The sequence below is a fragment of the Pseudomonas sp. SST3 genome (assembly GCF_003325755.1).
Genome location: NZ_QORI02000004.1, coordinates 131,010 through 148,127, shown reverse-complemented (window position 1 = coordinate 148,127; position 17,118 = coordinate 131,010). Strand labels below are relative to the sequence as shown.

17 protein-coding genes and 1 pseudogene are annotated in these 17,118 nt (G+C 63.3%); 12 read left to right on the top strand and 6 right to left on the bottom strand.

Features of this window, described 5'->3' with window-relative positions; translation table 11 throughout:
- Nucleotides 1–6 precede the first annotated feature (6 nt).
- The 5 genes and pseudogenes from DQ405_RS05775 to DQ405_RS05755 all read right to left on the bottom strand — a co-directional run bounded on the left by DQ405_RS05775 (nt 7) and on the right by DQ405_RS05755 (nt 5,531).
- The gene (locus tag DQ405_RS05775) at nt 7–648 is read right to left on the bottom strand and encodes a gluconate 2-dehydrogenase subunit 3 family protein (protein ID WP_168423311.1); all 642 of its coding nucleotides are present in this window, start codon (nt 646–648) and stop codon (nt 7–9) included.
- Nucleotides 645–1,619: a sodium/proton-translocating pyrophosphatase gene (locus DQ405_RS05770; RefSeq protein WP_168423310.1), complete on the bottom strand. Its 975-nt coding sequence runs from the start codon at nt 1,617–1,619 to the stop codon at nt 645–647. The genes DQ405_RS05775 and DQ405_RS05770 overlap by 4 nt, the downstream gene beginning before the upstream one ends.
- A gap of 30 nt (nt 1,620–1,649) precedes the next feature.
- Nucleotides 1,650–2,759 carry an enolase C-terminal domain-like protein gene (locus DQ405_RS05765; RefSeq protein ID WP_168423309.1) on the bottom strand — a complete coding sequence of 370 codons (1,110 nt, stop codon included), beginning with the start codon at nt 2,757–2,759 and terminating at the stop codon, nt 1,650–1,652.
- Nucleotides 2,756–4,555 (bottom strand): thiamine pyrophosphate-requiring protein, encoded by a 1,800-nt coding sequence (locus DQ405_RS05760; RefSeq protein ID WP_168423308.1) that lies wholly within the window; start codon nt 4,553–4,555, stop codon nt 2,756–2,758. The genes DQ405_RS05765 and DQ405_RS05760 overlap by 4 nt, the downstream gene beginning before the upstream one ends.
- A 200-nt stretch (nt 4,556–4,755) precedes the next feature.
- Nucleotides 4,756–5,531 (bottom strand): annotated as a pseudogene (locus DQ405_RS05755) (DUF899 domain-containing protein).
- Nucleotides 5,532–5,718: 187 nt separating this feature from the next.
- Here DQ405_RS05755 and DQ405_RS05750 point away from each other — a divergent pair.
- The gene (locus tag DQ405_RS05750; RefSeq protein WP_174824652.1) at nt 5,719–6,606 is read left to right on the top strand and encodes a pseudouridine synthase; all 888 of its coding nucleotides are present in this window, start codon (nt 5,719–5,721) and stop codon (nt 6,604–6,606) included.
- Nucleotides 6,607–6,670: 64 nt separating this feature from the next.
- Here DQ405_RS05750 and DQ405_RS05745 read toward each other — a convergent pair whose 3' ends face one another.
- Nucleotides 6,671–7,864, bottom strand: coding sequence for a PilT/PilU family type 4a pilus ATPase (locus tag DQ405_RS05745; protein ID WP_168423307.1), 1,194 nt, complete (start codon nt 7,862–7,864; stop codon nt 6,671–6,673).
- A 219-nt stretch (nt 7,865–8,083) separates the two neighbouring features.
- Between DQ405_RS05745 and DQ405_RS05740 the strand changes: the two genes are divergently transcribed.
- From DQ405_RS05740 to phnK, 11 genes are all read left to right on the top strand, one after another.
- Nucleotides 8,084–8,860: a DNA-formamidopyrimidine glycosylase family protein gene (locus DQ405_RS05740; protein ID WP_168423306.1), complete on the top strand. Its 777-nt coding sequence runs from the start codon at nt 8,084–8,086 to the stop codon at nt 8,858–8,860.
- Nucleotides 8,861–8,915: 55 nt separating this feature from the next.
- The gene (locus DQ405_RS05735) at nt 8,916–9,338 is read left to right on the top strand and encodes a DUF192 domain-containing protein (protein ID WP_168423305.1); all 423 of its coding nucleotides are present in this window, start codon (nt 8,916–8,918) and stop codon (nt 9,336–9,338) included.
- Between the two features lie 203 nt (nt 9,339–9,541).
- Nucleotides 9,542–10,387 carry a phosphonate ABC transporter ATP-binding protein gene (gene phnC, locus DQ405_RS05730; protein ID WP_168423304.1) on the top strand — a complete coding sequence of 282 codons (846 nt, stop codon included), beginning with the start codon at nt 9,542–9,544 and terminating at the stop codon, nt 10,385–10,387.
- A 57-nt stretch (nt 10,388–10,444) separates the two neighbouring features.
- Nucleotides 10,445–11,455, top strand: coding sequence for a phosphonate ABC transporter substrate-binding protein (gene phnD / locus DQ405_RS05725; RefSeq protein ID WP_168423303.1), 1,011 nt, complete (start codon nt 10,445–10,447; stop codon nt 11,453–11,455).
- Nucleotides 11,456–11,508: 53 nt separating this feature from the next.
- Entirely contained in the window at nt 11,509–12,303 is a 795-nt protein-coding gene (phnE, locus tag DQ405_RS05720; protein WP_168423302.1) for a phosphonate ABC transporter, permease protein PhnE, read from the top strand.
- A gap of 34 nt (nt 12,304–12,337) precedes the next feature.
- On the top strand, nt 12,338–13,042 hold the full coding sequence (phnF, locus tag DQ405_RS05715) for a phosphonate metabolism transcriptional regulator PhnF (RefSeq protein WP_168423301.1): 705 nt from the start codon (nt 12,338–12,340) through the stop codon (nt 13,040–13,042).
- Complete coding sequence (gene phnG, locus DQ405_RS05710; protein ID WP_168423300.1) at nt 13,042–13,494, top strand: phosphonate C-P lyase system protein PhnG; 453 nt, start codon at nt 13,042–13,044, stop codon at nt 13,492–13,494. The genes phnF and phnG overlap by 1 nt, the downstream gene beginning before the upstream one ends.
- Complete coding sequence (phnH, locus tag DQ405_RS05705) at nt 13,494–14,093, top strand: phosphonate C-P lyase system protein PhnH (RefSeq protein ID WP_168423299.1); 600 nt, start codon at nt 13,494–13,496, stop codon at nt 14,091–14,093. The genes phnG and phnH overlap by 1 nt, the downstream gene beginning before the upstream one ends.
- Complete coding sequence (locus tag DQ405_RS05700) at nt 14,093–15,205, top strand: carbon-phosphorus lyase complex subunit PhnI (RefSeq protein ID WP_168423298.1); 1,113 nt, start codon at nt 14,093–14,095, stop codon at nt 15,203–15,205. The genes phnH and DQ405_RS05700 overlap by 1 nt, the downstream gene beginning before the upstream one ends.
- A 2-nt stretch (nt 15,206–15,207) precedes the next feature.
- A complete protein-coding gene (locus DQ405_RS05695; protein WP_168423430.1) occupies nt 15,208–16,083 on the top strand; it encodes an alpha-D-ribose 1-methylphosphonate 5-phosphate C-P-lyase PhnJ in 876 nt (291 codons plus the stop codon).
- Nucleotides 16,080–16,892, top strand: a complete 813-nt coding sequence (gene phnK, locus DQ405_RS05690) for a phosphonate C-P lyase system protein PhnK (RefSeq protein ID WP_168423297.1) — start codon at nt 16,080–16,082, stop codon at nt 16,890–16,892. The genes DQ405_RS05695 and phnK overlap by 4 nt, the downstream gene beginning before the upstream one ends.
- Nucleotides 16,893–17,118: the final 226 nt, after the last annotated feature.

The window sequence follows — 17,118 nt, the reverse complement described above, 5'->3', positions numbered from 1 at the left end:
AACAACTCATCTGACACGATGATTGAGCTCCCTGGCTTTGCCTTCGTCGTCGGGTTTGGCCTCGGCCGGTTCCCAGGCATCACGGGCGTTGGCCTCCAGCCGCACATAGCCGCGCGGGCTGGCGGGCCCGCCGAAGCCGATTTCGTTCCAGGCTGTGGGATGGCTGTAATACGCGGCGGTGATGTCATGCACCACCCGTTCGCTGAAGAACACCTTGGGCGGCATCGCGCCCCACGCTGGATGGTACAGCTGGCCCTTCTGCATGGCCGCCAATAGCGCATCCTGCTCGTGGTCGCTGAGCTGCGCAAAAGCTTTGCCGTGTAGCGTTTGCGCCTCGGCGTTCAGCGCGGCTAACCCGCTGCGCCAGGCTTGCGGCAACGGTGGCAGGCGCGCATCCCGATAGCCCTCGCCGTGCCGCTGGAAGGCCTTCGAATCGACCAGCGCCGCTAATGGCACCGGCGGTCTATTGCTCGGCTGCGGCACGATTCGCGCGCAAACCGCCCTGAGCACAAGCCATTGCGTGGAGTCAAAAAAGCGCGGCTGATCGGGTACCGAAACCCGGGTATCGATCGCCCGGCGAGTCGGCTCGTTCCAGGAGGAACCCTCGCGTTTGCTCTGTACGTCATAGCCGGGATAGCGCTGATTCATTTGTCCCACCATCGGTATTCCGACAGGTCGCGCTCTTCATCGAGCAAGGTGTGTGCGGCGAGGCCCGCCAGCGCCAGGCCGGTGAAACTCGGCGGAGCGGGGAGCGGCGGGCCGGCCTGCAGATTCTGCCGCCAGTTGCGCCAGCCGCCGAAGTTGCGGGCGATGCCCAGGGTATGGAAGCCCGCTCCGGCGAGGCCCATGAACGTGGTGAAACGCAGGGTCAAACGCGACCACCAGCGCAGACGCGGATGCTGTGGCCCGGCAAGTGCCGTGGCGACCAGCAGCCCTGCGGCGATCGGAGGCGCAGTGACAGGCAAGTACATGGCGGGGTTCTGGAACGAGCCGCGAAAATGCAACAGCCCGGCTTCGGCCGTGGTGCCGAGCAACCCGGCGGCTGCCATCAGCGCGACCGCTTTGCCTGCCGGTAAGCCGAACACCTGCGGTATCGCGTCATCCGTTTCGGCGCGCAACCGCTCGGCGTAATAACCCAATACGCCGGAAAGCACCAACGCCGACGGCGCGCCAAGGGGGGCGGCATAGAACAGGTTGCTCCAGCAGAAGCCGCCCGGCCGCTTGGTGACGTTGTAGAGATGGAAGCCCGTCCCGGCCAGACCGGTTAACACCGTGCCCAGGTAGACCCCGTTGCGCAGTCGGCTGGAGGCTGGGTCCGGGTCCTGCTGCCCCTGACTGCTTGCGAGCAATGACAGCGCTGATACCGCCAGTGGCGTGTACATGGCCCGGTTCTGAAAGTCGCCGCGGTAATGCTCGGCGGCGCTGTCCATACCGACTGCAAGGGCCAGCAACCCGGCGCCCCGATTGAGCGTGCGTGCCGCCGCGACGAGGCTGTCGTCCGCGGGGCGGAAGAGCAGCCCGCGACCGCGTCGTTCATGCTTTTGCCAGACCAGTGAGGCCGCAGCCAACGCCGTGGTTGCGCCAGCGGCGATCAGCTTGAGTTGAGTGCCTGAAACCATGAAGCCTCTCTTGCGCAGGTTGGGAGAGCGTCATATCTGGTACTGCCGCGCATCGGCATGCTTGAACTGCAAGCCATGACCAGGCCGACTCCAGTCTGGGGTGATCACGCCCCGATCGATTTCAGGAGCCCCGTCGAACAACCGTGACTCCAGGCGCACGTGGTCGTGAAACCATTCGATATGTCGAAGTCGCGGCACCGCGCAAGCCACGTGTCGATGCAAGGCAGGGGCGCAATGCGCAGAAACATCGATATGAAAGGCATCGCTCAAGGCTGCTGCCTGCAGAAAACCGCTGATGCCGCCGCACCGAGTCGCGTCAGCCTGCAACACATCGACGGCGCCACACTGGAGCAGCCGGCGGAAATCGTCCGGCGTATATGCGTATTCCCCAGCGGCGATATCCACCGCCAGTCCCTGTGCGCCGACAGCCTCACGCACCGCGCTCAGCCCGTTCAAATCATCCGAACTGACCGGCTCCTCAAACCAGCCGACACGGTACTCGGCGATACGCGCGGCGAAAGCGATGGCGCTGCGGCTGCTATGCGCACCGTTGGCGTCGATGAACAGCCCGGCGTCACCGACCGCATCCCGAGCCGCGGCCACGCGCTGGCCGTCATGATCGGCATCGGCGCCGATTTTCATCTTCACCCAGCGGCAGCCGTCCTCTTCTACCCAGCGCCCAAGCTGGTCGCGTAACCTGTCGTCGGCATAACTCGTGAACCCGCCGCTGCCGTACACCGGTACTGCAGTCCGCCGCGTGCCCAGCAGCTGCGCCAGCGGCACGCCAAGGCACTTCGCCTTGAGATCCCACAGCGCACCGTCGACTGCCGAAATTGCACAGGCGGCCAGGCCTGAACGCCCCAGATTGCGCACGCTGGCCCAGAGCTGCTCGGCGATGCCGGCTATGGCCATCGGGTCGGCACCTACAACCAATGAGCGCAGATGGTCGTCGATTAGCCGCACCAACGAGGCGTCGGCATAGGTATATCCCATGCCGGTCTCGCCGGCCGCATCCAGCTCAACCAGCACCAGCGTAGTCGCGTCCCACCGAAAGGTACCGTCGGCCTCGGGCGCGTCGGTCGGAACGCGGTAGGCCCCGACCCGTAGCGCGCGAATGGCCGCGTCCGGCCGAGCGGTCATTCTTTATCCTTGTCATGCCCGGGCATCACCTTGCTGAGCACCTGCTTGGCCGATTGCTTGATGATCCCGCCCTGATCCGGGTCGCCATGCAGCAACACCGAGGCGTATTTCTTCGCCTGTTCCAGCGTGATGTGCGGTGGCAGCGGCGGCACGTTCGGGTCGGTCTTGAATTCGATCAACACGGGTTTGTCAGAGGCGAAGGCTTCATCCCATGCGGCAGCAACACGATCTTCCCGGTCGACATAGATGCCTTTCAGACCGATCGACTCGGCGAAGCGGTGATAGGGCACATTGGGGATGTTCTGCGACGCCTCGAACTTAGGATCGCCTTCCATTACCCGCTGCTCCCAGGTCACCTGGTTGAGGTCCTCGTTGTTGAATACGCAGCAGATCCATTGCGGGTTCTGCCACTCCTTCCAGTACTTGGCGACAGTGATCAGTTCGGCCAGGTTGTTCATCTGCATCGCGCCGTCGCCAACCATCGCAACGACCGGCCGATCAGGGTGCGAGAACTTGGCGGCGATGGCGTAGGGCACCGCTGCACCCATCGAGGCCAGCCCCCCAGACAGCGAGCACATCATGCCGCGGCGGATCTTCACGTCCCGCGCGTACCAGTTGGCGCAGGAGCCCGAGTCACTGGTGATGATCGAATAGTCGGGCAGGCGCGGCGACAGTTCATAGGCGACGCGCTGAGGGTTGACGGGGTCCGCCTGGGTCATGGCACGCTTCTCAAGCGTCTGCTCCCATTCCATCCGCCAACCTTCGACGTCGCTGCGCCAGCTGCGTTGGGTCTTCTCGGTGAGCAGTGGCAGCAGCGCCCGGAGTGTTTCGGCGGAATCGCCTTGCAGGCTGACTTCCATGGGGTAGCGAATGCTCAGCATGTCTGCCTTGAGGTCGATCTGTACGCCTCGCGCCTGGCCTTCTTCGGGCAGGAACTCGGAGTAGGGGAAGCCCGAACCGATCATCAGCAGGGTGTCGCATTCGGTCATCAGCTTGTAGCTCGGCTCGGTGCCGAGCAAACCAATGGAGCCGGTCACCCAGGGCAGATCGTCCGGTACCGCCGCTTTGCCCAACAGCGCCTTGGCCACCCCGGCCCCGAGTTTTTCGGCAACCGCGATGACCTCATCGGTGGCGTTCAGCGCCCCGGCACCGACCAGGATGGCGACCTTCTTGCCGGCATTGAGCACGTCTGCGGCGCGCTGCAGGTCAGCCTCGTAGGGCACTATTTTCGGCCGCGTGTAACCGATGCCTGAATGCACCGCGCCATGGGCGCGTGGTGGCTCGCTGTATTCGGCGTCCTGCAGATCACTGGGTAGAATGATGGTCGCTACCTTGCGCTCGCCCACCGCGGTACGAATGGCCCGGTCGATCAGATGCCTGACCTGGGCCGGTGCGCTGGCCTGCTCGACAAACGCGCCGGAAACATCCTTGAACAGCGAGACCAAATCGATTTCCTGCTGGTAATGACTCCCTAGTGCGGTACGCGATTTCTGACCGGTGATGGCTAACACTGGCATATGGTCCAGGCGCGCGTCGTACAGGCCGGTTATCAGGTGTGCCGCCCCAGGGCCAGAGGTAGCGATGCAGACGCCGAGGCCACCGTTGAACTTGGCATCGGCAGAAGCCATGAAAGCAGCCATCTCCTCATGGCGTGCCTGGATGAAGCGAATCTTTTCATCCGAACGATTGAGGGCGCCGAACACGCCGTTGATGCCGTCGCCAGGATAGCCATAGATGCGGCGAACGCCCCATTGGTAGAGGCGTTCGATTAGGTAGTCACCCACTGTCATTGCCATGGAAACCTCGCTTGGTCTGGAGGATGAACCGTTCAGACAAAGGGAGGGCTGGTACACCGGAGGCGTTCGCACGCAACGCAACTCTCACGCGCAATGGAAGCGGCCTTCGCAGCCCCGGAATGCCTGCTGTTCTAATCTGGACCGGACAAGGCCGCGAGGGTTTCAGGGAAATTCAGGGTGTGACCAACGCGCGCTCCGGCTCAATGGCAACAGTCTGAAGCCGATTCTTGGGCAGCTGGAACGGCGCGCCCATCGGGGCCAACGCTGCCTCCGCTGCCGTAACGGTCATGATGGCGGACCCAATCGGTCAGGTTGTGCCGTTCGTTTTCGTTGCGCCCGTTGGGCGTCATGTCGAGCAGCACATAGCTGCCCAGTAACTCCTCCGCGCCGCGCCCATATGCCGAGAACGTATGAAAGATGCGTCCGTCTTCGTCGCGATAGAACACGCTGAAGCCCGACAGCTCCTCACAGACGAACGGTTCCCAGGTGAAGTTGTAAAACACCTTGCCCTCGACGATATCTTCGGGATCGAACGAGACGTGGAAGTCCCGATTGAAATCGCTGCCGGCAGACGACACCCAGCGGATCTGCCAGCCCATGCGTTGGCGAAAGGCCTCCAGCGCCGCGAAAGGTCCGCGTGATACGGCCACGACGCTGACGTCGTGGTTGGCCAGATGCACCAGGGCGCCCTGCAGGTGGTCCATCTCGAAAGAACAGCCGACACAGCCCTCCTGCCAGTCGCGCCGAACATGAAATGCTTGATGACCAGCTGGCTGCGGCCGTCGAACAGCTGCTCCAGGCCCACCGTGCCTTGTGCGTCCTGGAAGCGGTAATCCTTTTCCACGAGCGCCCAGGGCAATTCGCGACGGGCCGCGGCCAGCGCCTCGCGTTGATGGGTGACCTGCTTCTCCTTGAGCAGGTGTTCGGTATGGGCGGCCAGCCACTGCTGACGGGAAACGATCGGATGGTTGTTCATCGTGACCTCCAGTGCGGAACGAGTCATGGGGCATCGATGATTTCGATGCGCGCTCTGATGGTCGACTGGCATCGGTGCAGATCGACAGGTACTGGTGAAATCCGATGGATTTCGAGCCGGCACTGTCGGAGCTGTCGCGGCGCAGTCGGTTATCATCATCGGCCGTTCCCTCGTGCACGCCTTCGTCATGTCCGCTACCGCTCCCAATGCCCGCAGCACCCTGCATCTACCTCAAGGCGGCTGGGCTACGGTGCTCGATTGCCTGTGCGCGCATTTCCCCGCGATCGATCGCGTGACCTGGACCGATCGCTTCACCCGTGGCCGCGTCCTGGGCGCCGATGGGCAGCCGATAACGGTCGAGCATCCCTATCAGGTCGGGTTGAAGGTTCATTACTTTCGCGAGGTGCCGGACGAGAAACCCATTCCCTTCGAGGAACAGGTGCTGCATCTCGACGAGCATTTGCTGGTGGCCGACAAACCGCACTTCCTACCGGTGATGCCGGCCGGCGAGTACGTCAACGAAACGCTACTGGCGCGGCTGAGCAAGCGTGTGGGCAATCCCGATCTAGTGCCGATTCATCGTATCGACCGGTTGACGGCTGGACTGGTGCTGTTTTCCACCAATCGCGAGAGCCGCGGCCGCTATCAGGCACTGTTCCGCGAACGGAAGATCGACAAGCGCTACGAGGCGATCTGCCCGGCGCTGCCCGATCTGAAATTTCCCCGGCAGCAGCGGATACACATGGTCGAGGGTGAGCCGTTCTTCCTAATGAAGGAAGGCGAGGGAGAGCCCAACAGCGAGACGCGTATCGAGGTGCTGGAGCGTCGCGGCGAGCATTGGCGTTACGCGCTCTATCCGGTCACCGGCCGCAAACACCAACTGCGCCTGCAGATGGCGACGTTGGGTGCGGGCATCTGCAACGATCCCTTCTATCCGGAGCTGATCGAGCGCGCGCGGCGTGATCAGGATGACTACGCCAAGCCGTTGAAGCTGCTGGCGCAGGCATTGGCGTTTCGCGATCCGCTGAGCGGCGAGCAGCGCCGTTTCGAGAGCCGCTTGCAGCTGGAGTGGTAGGCTCACCCGGCCATCTGAGCGGTAATGGCCGGTCTTTTTGTTTGGGCCTGAGTGCTCGCGGCCGTCAGGGCTTGTCGTTCTCCTCGTTAGGGTCATCGAGCTCTTCCAGCTTCAGCTCCATTCCCCAGTTCGCCGTCTTGGCTTCGCCGCTTGGCTGTGGCGACGCCGGCGCGTTGCTCGGGCTGGCGGCGACGCCACCGTCGCGGTGCAGCTTGAGTTTGAGTCGCACATTGTTTGCCGAGTCGGCATTCTTGGTGGCTTCTTCCTCGTCCAGCACCCCTTCGTTGACCAGATCGATGAGTGCCTGGTCGAAGGTCTGCATGCCCAGGTTCTTCGACTTTTCCATGATCTCCTTGAGTTCGCTGAACTCGTTGCGCTTGATCAGATCACGAACCGTCGGCGTGCCGAGCATCACCTCCACCGCGGCACGGCGCTTGCCGTCGCGGGTCTTCACCAGCCGCTGAGAGATGAACGCCTTGAGGTTGTTGCCCAGGTCGTTGAGCAGCTGCGGCCGGCGTTCTTCGGGGAAAAAGTTGATGATGCGGTCCAGCGCCTGGTTGGCGTTGTTGGCATGCAGGGTAGAAATCGCCAGGTGGCCGGTATCGGCGAACGCCAGGGCGTGTTCCATGGTTTCGCGGTCGCGGATTTCGCCGATCAGGATGACGTCCGGCGCCTGGCGCAGGGTGTTCTTCAGCGCGGCCTGGAAGCTACGGGTATCCACGCCGACTTCGCGCTGGTTGATGATGGATTTCTTGTGCCGATGCACATATTCCACCGGGTCTTCGATGGTGATGATGTGCCCGCCGCTGTTGCGATTGCGGTGATCGATCAGCGCCGCCAACGACGTGGACTTGCCCGAACCGGTACCGCCGACGAACAGCACCAGACCGCGCTTTTCCATGATGACGTCGAGCAGCACCTGGGGCAGCTTGAGGTCATCGAAATTGGGAATATCTAGTTTGATATTGCGCGCGACGATAGAGACTTCGTTGCGCTGCTTGAAGATATTGATACGAAAGCGCCCGACGCCTGGTATCGACATCGCCAGGTTCATCTCCAGCTCGCGCTCGAACTCGGCACGCTGCTCGGCATCCATGACGCCGTCGGCGATGGTGGCGATGTCGCCGGGCTTCAGCGGCTCGGCTGCCAGCGCCTTGAGCACACCGTTGAACTTGGCACAGGGCGGTGCTCCGGTGGACAGGAACAGATCGGAGCCATCCTGGGCGGCCAGGGTTTTCAGTAAGGGTTTGATATCCATCGGCTACATCCGGACGAGGTCATGGTGGGGCGGGCTCAAGGCTCTGGCGCCACGGAATGCCAGTACTCTATGACCCCCCGTCTGCAGGCACAACGTCGGGCGCGCAAAACTGCGTCATGGCGAACACGCCCACATCGGCGCGAAGCGCTCGCTTTTCCTCGTCGCACCTTCAGCCACGGCTCGAGTCCATATCAGTACGCCCACGTACCGGTAGCAGCCATGCCCGAAGGTCCGTCCATCGTCATTCTTCGAGAGGAAGTCGCCGGATTCACCGGCAAGACCGTCGAGTTCGCGGAGGGCAGCGCCAAGCTCGACAAGGCGCGGCTGGTGAGTCAATCGGTGCGTTCATTTCGCAGCTGGGGCAAGCATTTTCTCATCGAGTTGGATGACGTCTCCCTGCGCATTCATCTGCTGCTGTTCGGCAGTTATCGGATCAATGAGCGCAAGGACTCCGCGCCTCGTCTCAGGCTGGGGTTCGCCAACGGTGAGCTGAATTTCTACGGCTGTTCGGTGCAGTTCATCGAAGGCCCCCTGGACGAAGCCTACGATTGGGGCGCGGACGTCATGAGCGAGGCCTGGGATGGCCGAGTGACGCTGAAGAAGCTACGCGCGCGGCCACGTCTGCTGGCGTGCGATGCGCTGCTGGACCAGACGCTGTTTTCCGGCTCCGGCAACATCATCAAGAACGAAGTGCTGTTTCGCACGCGCATTCATCCGCTGTCGCTGATCGGTGACCTGCCGGCTACCAAGCTGCGCGAGCTGGCCAAGGAGGTACGCACCTACAGCTTCGAATTCCTGCAGTGGAAGCGCGAAGGCACCTTGAAAGCACACTGGCTGGCGCATACCAAGACCACCTGCCCGCGCTGCAAAAAACCCTTCGTAAAAGCCAAATCCCTCGGCCGCAGCAAACGCCGCAGCTTCTACTGCGAGCGCTGCCAGAAGCGTTATGGCGACAGCGAACACGTGGCCATCGAGGCGCCGGTGACCGAGGACTAGAGACCACTGCCTTGGTTATGCTGCGATGGCTCCTTTCTTTCTCCAGAGGCGTTCGATGCGCACGGCTTGGCTGTTATCTCTCTTGGGCCTGAGTGGCCTTTCCTCGGTGGCTGCGACCGAGTCGCTGCTCGATCTGCAGATTGGCGCTGCGCAACTGAAGGCGGAGTACGCCCGTTCGCCGGACGAGCGTGCCCGTGGGCTGATGGAGCGCACCGAGCTGGCAGCGGACCGCGGCATGCTGTTTCGCTTCGATGATGTTCGCCGCCATTGCCTGTGGATGAAGAATACGCCGCTGCCGTTGTCGGCTGCCTTCATGGACGAACAGGGACGCATCGTCGACATCATCGATCTGGCGCCACTGGACAAAACGATCCGCTGTTCACGCGAGCCGGCGCGTTATGCGTTGGAAGTGAACCAGGGCTGGTTTCGTCACCATCAGTTGGGCACTGGCGATCAGGTCAACGGCATCCCGAAATAGTCCAGCGAACGGCTGAAAGGCGCCAACCGGCGAGCTAGAAGGCGCGCTTCGACGAACGCCCTTCGACTCCCCCGTTTCGCCTGTCCAGACAAGTCACCAAACCGTCACGAACGGTTCACCCAAGTGACACTGGCCGTGCCTAAGGTCATGCCTCATCAGACGGCCGCCATCGGCTGCCGTCGTTCTCGATGAGGAGTCGATCCATGAGTGCGGTTATCCGTGTCGACCGTCTGAACAAGACATTCGCAGGCAAACTTGCCCTGCACGACCTGGCGCTCTCCGTGCAGCCGGGTGAGATGGTGGCGCTGATCGGCGCGTCCGGCTCCGGCAAGTCCACCCTGCTGCGGCACATTGCCGGGCTGGCTTGCTGCGATCGTAGCGGCGGCAACGTCGAGGTGCTCGGCCGCGAGGTGCAGTCGGCGGGACGTCTGAACGCTGACGTCCGGCGGCTGCGTGCCGACATCGGCTACATCTTCCAGCAGTTCAACCTGGTCAACCGCCTCAGCGTGATAGACAACGTCCTGCTGGGATTCCTCGGGCGTATGCCGCGCTGGCGCGGCTCGCTGGGCATGTTCAGCGCCGAGCAGAAGCAACAGGCGCTGGCAGCACTGGACCGCGTAGGGCTGGCCCATCGTGCCGAGCAGCGTGCTTCGACACTGTCCGGTGGTCAGCAGCAGCGAGTAGCCATTGCCCGTGCGCTGACTCAGCAGGCCGAAGTGATACTCGCCGACGAGCCGATCGCCTCGCTCGACCCGGAATCCGCCCGCAAGGTCATGGACATCCTGGCCGACATCAACCGGCGCGACGGCAAGACCGTGGTGGTGACCCTGCATCAGGTCGATTACGCCCTGCGTTATTGCGAGCGAGCCGTGGCGCTCAAGGATGGACGCATCCATTACGACGGTGCCTGCGCCGATCTCGATTCGCGGCTTCTCAACGATCTCTACGGCGCCGATCTCGACGCCACTTTGCTGTTTTCCGATCAGACCCGTTCGCCTGCCGCGGCAGTGCCTGCGCAGACCCGCACGCTGAGTCTGGCCCGGGCTTGATTCCCTCAATCCCACGTCATGCCAACCCCAACGTCATCCAATAACAGGAGCTTTTCCATGTTCAATCGTATTGGCCGTGTGCTGGCCGCCTCCGCCTTGCTGACCGGCTCGTTGCTGGGCGGCGCCCACGCCGAAGATGGCAAAGAACTGAATTTTGGCATCATCTCCACCGAATCCTCGCAGAACCTGCGGGCCGTATGGGATCCCTTCCTCGCCGCCATGAGCGAGCGCACCGGGATGAAGATCAACGCCTTCTTCGCCCCGGACTATGCCGGCATCATCCAGGGCATGCGTTTCGACAAGGTCGACCTGGCCTGGTACGGCAACAAGTCGGCGATGGAAGCCGTGGACCGCGCCGGCGGTGAGATCTTCGCCCAGACCGTCGCCGCCAACGGTGCGCAGGGTTACTACAGCCTGCTGGTGGCGCACAAGGACAGTCCCATCAACTCCGTCGAAGATATGCTCAAGGACGCCGGCAAGCTGACCTTCGCCAACGGTGATCCGAATTCCACCTCCGGCTATCTGGTGCCGGGCTATTACGTCTTCGCCAAGAACAAGGTAGACGCCAATAAGATCTTCAAGCGCTCGCTCAATGGCAGCCACGAAGTAAACGCACTGTCGGTGGCTAACAAGCAGGTCGACGTCGGCACTTTCAATAGCGAGGGCATGGAGCGCCTGGAGCTGACCGCCCCAGAGAAAGCTGCTCAGCTCAAAGTGATCTGGACGTCGCCGCTGATTCCTGCCGACCCCATGGTCTGGCGCAAGAACTTGCCTGAGGCGACCAAGGCAGACATTCGCGACTTCATCATGAGCTACGGCGACGAGCCGAGCGAGATGAAGGTGCTGGCTGACCTTCAGTGGGGCAAGTTCCGCGCCTCCGATAACGACCAGCTCCTACCGATTCGCCAGTTGGAACTGTTCAAGAAGCGCAGCGAGATCGCCAACAACGCCAAGCTCGACGAAAGCGACAAGCAGGCCCAGCTCAAGGACCTGGACGCTCAGCTCGCCGTGCTTGAACAGCGCATGGCCGAGCTCCAGCAGAAAACCGCAGCCGCCACAGCGGGTTGATTCACGGGCCGCCGCGCAAGTGGCGGCCGGCTTTCTCGTCTGCTGGAGTTTCCATGACTTCTATAACCGCACCGACCCCTGTCGCAGCGCCGCACAAGCGCTCGTGGTTCAAATTGATCGGCTGGGGCCTGTTTCTGGCGATCCTCGGCTGGTCCTGGCAGGGCGCCGAAATGAATCCGCTGGCGCTGATTCGCGACGGCGGCAACATGGCGACCTTTGCTGCTGACTTCTTTCCACCGGACTTTAGCAACTGGGAGCTGTACCTCAAGGAAATGATCGTCACCGTGCAGATCGCGCTATGGGGCACTGTGCTGGCAATTCTCTGCGCGATTCCCCTGGGCATTCTCTGCGCCGAAAACATCGTGCCGTGGTGGGTCTATCAGCCGGTCCGGCGGGTGATGGATGCGTGCCGGTCGATCAATGAAATGGTCTTCGCGATGCTCTTCGTCGTTGCGGTTGGCCTCGGGCCGTTCGCCGGCGTACTGGCGCTGTTCGTCGGCACCACAGGCGTGCTCGCCAAGCTATTCGCTGAAGCGGTGGAAGCGATTGAGCCGGGCCCGGTTGAGGGCGTGCGCGCCACCGGCGCCAGCGCGCTGCAGGAAGTGATTTTCGGCGTCATCCCGCAAGTCCTGCCGCTGTGGATTTCCTATGCGCTGTATCGCTTCGAATCCAACGTGCGCTCCGCAACGGTGGTGGGCATGGTCGGCGCTGGCGGCATCGGCGTGATTCTCTGGGAGGCCATTCGCGGTTTCCAGTTCGGCCAGACCTGCGCGCTGCTGATCGTCATCGTGGCGGTTGTGAGCGTGATCGACATCGTTTCCCAGCGCTTGCGCAAACTGTTCATCTGACAGGAGAGGGCGCCACGAGCGTCTTTTTTTAGCCATGCACATGTCTAGACAACCGCAGCCGCGCTACTTGCAACTGGCCGCCCAGCTGCGTGAGGAATTGCGCCATCTGCAGCCAGGCGATCAGCTGCCTGGCGAGGTCCAGCTTGCGACTCGGTTTGCGGTCAACCGGCACACGCTGCGCCGCGCCATCGACGAGCTGGTCAGCGAGGGGCGGGTGCTCAGGCATCAAGGCAGGAGCACTCGAGTCCTGGCGCGGCCGTTGATCTATCCATTGGCCGTCGGTAGCGCTTACAGCGAGTCGCTGTCGGCGCAGGGGCACGGCGTACAGGCTCGGCTGCTGCAGCGGCAGGTGCGTCCTGCCACGGCAGAGGAAGCCGAACACCTGACGTTGAGCGAGAGCGCACCGTTGCTCGAACTGCACACGCTGCGCCTGCTCGACGATCAGCCGGTAAGCCTGATCCGACACCGTTTCTGCGCCAGTCATCAAGCACTCCTGGCCGACTACAACGGTGGCTCGCTTCGCCACTACCTGGCCGAGCGCGATGTGCCGCTGCACCGTGCGTTCAGCCTGATCGGGGCCCGGCTGCCCACGCCCGACGAGGCTGACCAGCTACTGATGCCGCGCCACGCGCCGCTGCTCACCGTTATGACCCTTTCCCATGACCTGGCCGGCCGGCCGGTGGAGCTGTCGTTGTCGACCAGCCGCGCCGACCGCTTCCAATACCAGGTCGCTATCTGATGGAGACGCACATGACCCCTGAAGTTGCCACACGCCAGCGCTGGATGGGCGTGCTTGCCCGCGCCGGCAATGAGCTGGCGCGTTACGAGGCTGCACTCAAGGACATCGATTACCAACTCGTTCGTGCCCCAGAGATCGGCATGACCCTGGTCCGTGGCCGCATGGGCGGCACCGGCGCCGCGTTCAATCTAGGCGAGATGAGCGTGACCCGATGCGTCGTTCGCCTTGGCGACGGCCGCACCGGTTACAGCTACGTGGCCGGACGCAACAAGCGTCACGCCGAATTGGCCGCGCTGGCGGACGCGCATCTGCAAGGCCGCGATCAGGCGCGTTGGCAGCAGCAGCTGATCGATCCGTTGGCAGCTGAGCAGGCGGCACGTCGTGCGGTGCAGGACGCCGAGACGGCCAGTAGCAAGGTGGAATTCTTCACCCTGGTCCGAGGAGAAGACTGATGAGTGCAGATTTGTTGCATCCGGCGTTCGACGATCAAGTACTCGACAGCCAACGAGTGTTTCGTACTGCGCTTAAAGCTCTTGCCGAGCCTGGCCTGGCGCAGCCAGTCATCCCGATAGCCGCCCTCGAGCCGCTGGCGCCGGCGACTTACGCCTTGTGCCTGAGCCTGCTCGACGGGGATACGCGGCTGTGGCTGGCGCCGGCCTTCGATACGCCAGCGGTACGCGCCAACCTGGCCTTCCATTGCGGTTGCCCAATCGTGGCCGAACGTGAGGTGGCTGATTTTGCGCTGCTCGGCGTTCAGGAGTTGGGCGACCTGTCTGGCTACTGCACTGGCAGTGAACGCTTTCCCGACCAGTCCTGCACGCTGCTGGTCCAGCTCGATGCCCTCGAGGGTGGCCGGGCGTTGAGCTGGAGCGGCCCAGGGATCCTCGGCCAGCGCGAGGTGAGCCTGCCGGTACCGGCTGCGTTCTGGCAGCAGCGCGCCGCCCGGAATGATTTCCCGCGCGGGCTGGATCTGTTTTTTGCCGCTGATCAATCACTGATCGGCTTGCCCCGCAGCACCCGCATTGTGCCATCGATAGAGGAGGTCGCCTGATGTACGTAGCCGTTAAAGGTGGCGAACAGGCCATCGATAATGCTCACCGGCTGCTGGCGAAGAAGCGCCGCGGCGACACCGCCTTGCCCGAATTGAGCGTTAATCAGATCCGTCAGCAACTGCCGTTGGCGGTGGCGCGGGTCATGGCCGAAGGCTCGCTGTTCGACGAAGAGCTGGCGGCGCTGGCGATCAAGCAGGCGGCCGGCGATCTGCTCGAAGCGATCTTCCTGCTGCGCGCCTATCGCACCACGCTGCCGCGCTTCGGCGCCAGCGTCCCGTTGGAAACCGCGCAGATGCGTCCGACCCGGCGGATCTCGGCGACCTTCAAGGACTTGCCCGGCGGCCAGCTGCTTGGCCCGACCTTCGACTACAGCCATCGCCTTCTGGATTTCAGCTTGCTGGCCGAAGGCGAACATCCCGGTCCGGAGCTTGATCCTCACGCCGAGCTGGCGGCCTGTCCGCGCGTGCTCGACCTGCTCGCCCAGGAAGGCCTGATGAAACCGGAACGCGGCGAAGACCACGCCGTGCCGGACATCACCCGCGAACCCCTGGAATTTCCCAGCGACCGCGCCCAACGACTGCAAGCGCTGGCTCGTGGCGACGAGGGCTTCCTGCTGGCGCTGGGCTATTCGACCCAGCGTGGCTACGGCCGCAATCACCCCTTCGCCGGGGAAATCCGCATCGGCCAGGTCGAGGTCTGGATGGAACCGCCAGAGTTGGGCTTCGCCGTGCCGCTGGGCGACATCGAAGTGACCGAGTGCGAGATGGTCAACCAGTTCGTCGGCGGGCAGGGCATCGACCCGCAGTTCACCCGCGGCTACGGGCTGGCCTTCGGTTACGCCGAGCGCAAGGCCATGGGCATGGCCCTGGTCGATCGCGCGCTGCGCGGCGCCGAGTACGGCGAGACGGTGCAGGGCCCGGCGCAGCAGGAAGAATTCGTGCTGATGCACTGCGACAACGTCGAGGCCGGTGGTTTCGTCTCGCACCTCAAGCTGCCGCATTACGTCGATTTCCAGTCCGAACTGGAACTGATCCGCAAGCTCCGCCGCGCGCCGGTCGACGAGACCGCCACGGCCGAGTCCGAGCCCGATGCCGAGGAGCGCCGCGCATGAATATGACTGTTATTGACCGTCAGCCCGGCGAGACAGAGCAGGGCTACAACTTCGCCTACCTCGACGAGCAAACCAAACGCATGATCCGCCGCGGGCTGCTCAAAGCCGTGGCGATCCCCGGCTACCAGGTGCCCTTCGGCGGGCGCGAGATGCCGCTGCCCTATGGCTGGGGCACCGGCGGCATGCAGCTGACCGCCGCCATTCTCGGTGCCGAGGACGTGCTTAAGGTGATCGACCAGGGCGCGGACGACACCACCAACGCGGTGTCGATTCGTCGCTTCTTCTCCCGTACTGCCGGCGTCGCCACCACCACCCGCACGCCCGAGGCGACGGTGATCCAGACCCGCCACCGCATTCCGGAAACACCCCTGCGCAATGACCAGATCATGGTCTATCAGGTGCCGATTCCCGAACCGCTGCGCTTCATCGAGCCGTCGGAGAGCGAGACGCGGACCATGCATGCGCTGGCCGATTACGGCGTCATGCACGTCAAACTCTACGAAGACATCGCCACCTTCGGTCATATCGCCACCAGCTACGCCTACCCGGTGACGGTGGATGGCCGCTACGTGATGGACCCGTCGCCAATTCCCAAATTCGATAACCCGAAGCTGGACATGAGCCCGGCGCTGATGCTGTTCGGTGCCGGCCGCGAAAAGCGCCTCTATGCGTTGCCGCCCTACACAGACGTGCGCAGCCTGGATTTCGAAGATCACCCCTTCGCGATACAGGCGTGGGATCAGTGCTGCGCCTTCTGCGGCAGTGACAGCTCCTACCTCGACGAACTCATTGTTGACGACGCCGGCACCAAGCGCTTCGTCTGCTCGGATACCGATTACTGCACGCAACGCCGCGACGCCCAGGAGGCCGCCGAATGAACGCCGCGCTCGAACTGCAACAACCCGTCAGCCCGCTCGATCAGCCCTTACTGTCGGTCCGCGGGCTGACGCGCCTGTACGGGCCGGATACTGGCTGCCAGGGCGTCGACTTCGACCTCTATCCCGGTGAGGTGCTGGGCATCGTCGGTGAATCCGGCTCCGGTAAGTCCACGCTGCTCAGCCTGCTCTCCGGCCGCTGCCCGCCTGACCGGGGCTCGGTGAGCTACCGCGGCCGCGACGGTGCCTGGCTCGATCTCTACGCCGCCAGCGAGGCGGAGCGTCGCAACTTGCTGCGCACCGAGTGGGGTTTCGTCGAACAGAACCCGCGCGACGGCCTGCGCATGGGCGTTTCGGCCGGCGCCAATATCGGCGAGCGGCTGATGGCCCAGGGGCAACGGCATTACGGCCAGTTGCGTCAGGCCGGATTGGATTGGCTGAGCCAGGTGGAGATCGATCCGGCACGTATCGATGACTTGCCGCGCACCTTCTCCGGCGGCATGCAGCAGCGCCTGCAGATCGCCCGCAACCTGGTGTCCGGTCCGCGCCTGGTGTTCATGGACGAGCCCACCGGCGGTCTCGATGTTTCCGTGCAGGCGCGCCTGCTCGACCTGTTGCGCGGGCTGGTGCACGAGCTGGATCTGGCCGTGGTGATCGTCACCCACGATCTGGCTGTGGCGCGGCTGCTGGCGGATCGGCTGATGGTCATGCGCCGCTCGCGCGTGGTGGAAACCGGCCTTACCGATCAGATTCTTGATGATCCGCAGCATCCGTATTCGCAGCTGTTGGTCTCGTCGGTGCTGCAGCCATGAGGGGGCTTACAAGCAAGCCGGGTATGGCGGTCGGTTCGTCGCGAAAAGCTTCGCCAGCAAGCTGGCTCCTACAAGGGGCCGATGTAAGCCGCGAGCGCAACGTTACCCGCTGCTCTTGTAGGCGCGAGGGGGGCGCCGAGCCCTTGGCTCGAGAATTACGCACGGCTGGTGTCCTTGGGGCCGGGAGGATGGGCTGGATCATGGCCCATCCGTTCTTTGTAGGAGC

What these genes read in the sequence shown, in the direction of transcription:
- DQ405_RS05775 (WP_168423311.1), bottom strand. Translation starts at nt 648, where the DNA reads ATGAATCAGCGCTATCCCGGCTATGACGTACAGAGCAAACGCGAGGGT.
- DQ405_RS05695 (WP_168423430.1), top strand. Translation starts at nt 15,208, where the DNA reads ATGACTGTTATTGACCGTCAGCCCGGCGAGACAGAGCAGGGCTACAAC.
- DQ405_RS05735 (WP_168423305.1), top strand. Translation starts at nt 8,916, where the DNA reads ATGCGCACGGCTTGGCTGTTATCTCTCTTGGGCCTGAGTGGCCTTTCC.
- phnC (WP_168423304.1), top strand. Translation starts at nt 9,542, where the DNA reads ATGAGTGCGGTTATCCGTGTCGACCGTCTGAACAAGACATTCGCAGGC.
- DQ405_RS05765 (WP_168423309.1), bottom strand. Translation starts at nt 2,759, where the DNA reads ATGACCGCTCGGCCGGACGCGGCCATTCGCGCGCTACGGGTCGGGGCC.
- phnH (WP_168423299.1), top strand. Translation starts at nt 13,494, where the DNA reads ATGAGTGCAGATTTGTTGCATCCGGCGTTCGACGATCAAGTACTCGAC.
- DQ405_RS05770 (WP_168423310.1), bottom strand. Translation starts at nt 1,619, where the DNA reads ATGGTTTCAGGCACTCAACTCAAGCTGATCGCCGCTGGCGCAACCACG.
- phnD (WP_168423303.1), top strand. Translation starts at nt 10,445, where the DNA reads ATGTTCAATCGTATTGGCCGTGTGCTGGCCGCCTCCGCCTTGCTGACC.
- DQ405_RS05700 (WP_168423298.1), top strand. Translation starts at nt 14,093, where the DNA reads ATGTACGTAGCCGTTAAAGGTGGCGAACAGGCCATCGATAATGCTCAC.
- phnK (WP_168423297.1), top strand. Translation starts at nt 16,080, where the DNA reads ATGAACGCCGCGCTCGAACTGCAACAACCCGTCAGCCCGCTCGATCAG.
- DQ405_RS05740 (WP_168423306.1), top strand. Translation starts at nt 8,084, where the DNA reads ATGCCCGAAGGTCCGTCCATCGTCATTCTTCGAGAGGAAGTCGCCGGA.
- DQ405_RS05750 (WP_174824652.1), top strand. Translation starts at nt 5,719, where the DNA reads ATGTCCGCTACCGCTCCCAATGCCCGCAGCACCCTGCATCTACCTCAA.
- DQ405_RS05760 (WP_168423308.1), bottom strand. Translation starts at nt 4,555, where the DNA reads ATGGCAATGACAGTGGGTGACTACCTAATCGAACGCCTCTACCAATGG.
- phnF (WP_168423301.1), top strand. Translation starts at nt 12,338, where the DNA reads ATGCACATGTCTAGACAACCGCAGCCGCGCTACTTGCAACTGGCCGCC.
- DQ405_RS05745 (WP_168423307.1), bottom strand. Translation starts at nt 7,864, where the DNA reads ATGGATATCAAACCCTTACTGAAAACCCTGGCCGCCCAGGATGGCTCC.
- phnG (WP_168423300.1), top strand. Translation starts at nt 13,042, where the DNA reads ATGGAGACGCACATGACCCCTGAAGTTGCCACACGCCAGCGCTGGATG.
- phnE (WP_168423302.1), top strand. Translation starts at nt 11,509, where the DNA reads ATGACTTCTATAACCGCACCGACCCCTGTCGCAGCGCCGCACAAGCGC.